This window comes from Limnofasciculus baicalensis BBK-W-15, assembly GCF_024178385.1.
GTDB lineage: Bacteria > Cyanobacteriota > Cyanobacteriia > Cyanobacteriales > Coleofasciculaceae > Limnofasciculus > Limnofasciculus baicalensis.
This window is the reverse complement of sequence record NZ_JAMZMM010000310.1, coordinates 4176-7513: the sequence shown is the minus strand read 5'-3', so window position 1 is coordinate 7513 and position 3338 is coordinate 4176. Positions and strand designations below refer to the sequence as shown.

Annotated in this window: 3 protein-coding genes; all 3 read left to right on the top strand. The window is 41.0% G+C overall.

Features of this window, described 5'->3' with window-relative positions; translation table 11 throughout:
- The first annotated feature begins 36 nt into the window (after positions 1–36).
- The gene (locus tag NJ959_RS22865; RefSeq protein ID WP_254014050.1) at positions 37–1062 is read left to right on the top strand and encodes a 2-hydroxyacid dehydrogenase; all 1026 of its coding nucleotides are present in this window, start codon (positions 37–39) and stop codon (positions 1060–1062) included.
- 899 nt (positions 1063–1961) lie between these two features.
- Positions 1962–2885, top strand: coding sequence for a DUF11 domain-containing protein (locus NJ959_RS22860; RefSeq protein WP_254014049.1), 924 nt, complete (start codon positions 1962–1964; stop codon positions 2883–2885).
- Positions 2882–3338: hypothetical protein (locus NJ959_RS22855; RefSeq protein ID WP_254014048.1), on the top strand; the 457-nt coding region annotated here is incomplete at its 3' end. The genes NJ959_RS22860 and NJ959_RS22855, both read left to right, overlap by 4 nt.

Here is a 3338-nt window from a genome sequence, read left to right as displayed (position 1 = left end):
CCCCACTCCCCACTCCCTACTCCCCACTCCCTAAACATGAAAACAGCCATCTTCAGCACCAAATCCTACGATCGCAAATTTCTAGAAGCTGCCAATACCAAATACAATCACGAATTGCTGTTTTTTGAACCCCGACTGACTTATGACACAACAGCCTTGGGGATGGGATTTCCCTGTGCCTGCGTATTTATCAACGATTTGCTTGACAAGCAAACCTTACAAATTTTAGCATCAGGGGGAACCAAATTAATTGCTACACGTTCTGCGGGTTTCAACCACATCGATTTGAATGGGGCAGCAGAGTTGGGGATGACGGTTGTGCGAGTGCCCGCTTATTCGCCCTACGCAGTTGCCGAACATACCATTGGCTTAATTTTAACTCTAAATCGTAAAATCCATCGTGCTTATAACCGGGTGAGAGAAGGTAATTTTTCCCTGGATGGATTGATGGGATTTGATCTCCATAATCGAACGGTAGGAATTATTGGTACAGGTAAGATTGGTTTGATTGTAGCACAAATATTGAAAGGATTTGGCTGTAATTTATTAGCTTACGATTTATATCCCACTCCGGAGTCGGAAGGATTGGGGATAAAATATGTGGACTTGCCGGAATTATTCACTTCATCTGATATTATCTCCCTCCATTGCCCCCTCACTCCCCAAACCCAGCACTTGATCGATAAGGAAGCTTTAAGTCTGATGAAGCCAGGAGTGATGTTAATTAATACTAGTCGTGGGGGGCTTATTGATACCCAAGCGGTAATTGACGCACTCAAAACTAGGAAAATTGGTTATCTTGGTTTGGATGTTTACGAACAGGAATCGGAGTTATTTTTTGAAGATTTATCTGATGAAGTGATTGAAGATGATATTTTTCAGCGTCTTCTGACATTCCCGAATGTACTTATTACGGGTCATCAAGCCTTTTTTACTGAAGAAGCTATTGCCAACATTGCCGATACGACATTATCCAATATAACAGAGTTTGAATTGGGAGGTGCTTGTGCCAATGAAGTTAGGGCAAAACCGTTTGTAGCTAGGGATAATTCAATTCAGTAATAAGCCCGGTTTCTGAGGTTTATAAAATTGATAACCTGTGACACATTTAAGAAGGTATACCAGTCGCCAGGGCGGTTAGGATATCCGAAAATGTCAGAAATAATTCACAGCAAGTATTTCAATTTTGACTTTTGCTATATATCCCCACTCCCCACTCCCTACTCCCCATTCCTCTGCCAAAGTCCTTAATTTTTCTTCATTAAGAATTGCTAATTATTCTATCTAGATAGAATAATTACGGTTTAATTTAGATTAACCTCTTGCCATATTACGGGTAATACGCTAGTATTACGTTTTGGCAGCTATAACTCAACGAGAGAAAAAGTCGGGGAGACTTAGTTTTTGTGCTTGAAGGCTTCTTACGATCGATTTCCGATCGACTGCTCACCTAGGGTTTTGAGTGGCTGTCTCATTCATAGCATCACGGAATCTACCGGGAATTTAGGGTGACACTTGTTTTCCTTGTGGATAGAGTATTGACAGGTTTCACCAAATCGGAGTAGGCTCTAGTATCTGTAGTCATTGTGCTTACTTAAAGGGTTCTACAGGTAAAGGTGTATCCAAGACAACATAAAAACTGACAACGCCGTACAAATTTTCAGGGTGAGGTGCTATTTATTATTTGTGTACGGGGTAATCTAAGGGAAACTGATTGCAACAGGATTGCGATGCGTTAGGATTGCTTTTTACCAGATTTCACCTCGATTGGGGAAGAGAGCGGGTATTTTAATCCTATATTTTCCGCATTTCTAGAATTTGGTGTCAATCTTTTAGTAAACTCTCTGTCCTAAGAACTCCATTTTGATGCTCTATTTTACTATTCACATCGGGGAATTTACGGATAAAATACTTCCCTTGCTATCTGACAACCACAATGCCTTATCAGGTGCGATTCATTGATGAAATCTTCAACACTACAGTTAGGAAACTATCAGTTTCTGTTAACTGCTATCTTAACTACATTTTTCTGGACTGGTGAATCCTCAGTTATTGCTCAGACAAATAGGACAATTACAAACCAAGCCTCTGCTTCTGGCGATAATCTACCCAGCGCGGTTAATTCTAATCAAACTTCGTTGGTAGCAGGACAACCTGTACTAGAGCTAATTAAAACCGCAGATAGAGCAGCGGCGGAACCTGGTGACACCGTTATTTATCGCCTAGCATTAAAAAATAAGGGAAATGCTGCCGCAAATAAAATTGTGGTGAATGATACCCTCCCCTTGGGGATGAGATTTTTGGCGGAATCATTGCAAGGTTCCCTAACTACTACAAGCGGTACAATACCAGTTACTTTACCCCCAGCAACGATATCTGGGCGACAGGTTACCTTTACCTTTGGTAGGTTAGCTCCTAATGAAATCCTCAACATTGTTTATGCAGTTGTGGTAACCCCAGATGCTATTAGAGGAGATGGGAGAAATGTAGCACAGGAACCTCGGAGTAATATCGCCAGTTATCAGGTGAAAATTAGGCCGGGAATTTTGACAGACTGTGGTACTGTACTTGGTCGAGTATTTGTCGATAAAAACTTTGACGGGCAACAGCAACCAGGAGAGCCTGGAGTGCCAAATGCTGTAATTTATATGGATGATGGAAACAGGATTACTACTGATGCTAATGGTTTATTCTCTTTAGCTAATGTTATTGCTGGCAATCGTTCAGCTACATTGGATTTAACTAGTTTGCCGGGATATAGTATTGCCCCCAATCTTTACTTTATTGAAGGGAACAGTCAGTCTCGCTTAATCCGACTTGAACCTGGTGGACTTGCTCGAATGAATTTTGCCGTAACGCCTGCTTATGGGGAGGAGCAAAGATGATAAGGAATAAGGATAAAGGATTTACGGATATTGATTTGTTATTAGTTTTTTGTTATTTGTTATTGGTTAAAAAACTAACAACAAATAACAATGGGCTTGAGCCAATAGCCCTAACAACAGAGAAGAAACAAATATCTCAGAAAATTAACGAAAATCTAGTTTTTTCTTTGCAGAGAGGTATTGGCAGTTACCTTTTGCCCAGCCAAGGCGACTTTTCTTCCGTTACGTTGAGTTTCCTGACAACATTGTTGGCAATAACTGGGTTTTTTGGAGTAGCTCAAGCGGAAGAATTGCCAGAGCAATTAGTAGGAGAGATAGGGAATAGGGGAGGCACAGAGCAGGGGAGCTATTTGAGAAATTCTTCTAATTCCCAAGAAGTGGTGACGGAATCGGCTACGGAATCGGGTAAGATTAGCGATAATAATTCAGTTACCAATGAACCTCTATTACCAA

Coding starts and splice junctions, on each gene's coding strand:
- NJ959_RS22865 (WP_254014050.1), top strand. CDS start 37: ATGAAAACAGCCATCTTCAGCACCAAATCCTACGATCGCAAATTTCTA.
- NJ959_RS22860 (WP_254014049.1), top strand. CDS start 1,962: ATGAAATCTTCAACACTACAGTTAGGAAACTATCAGTTTCTGTTAACT.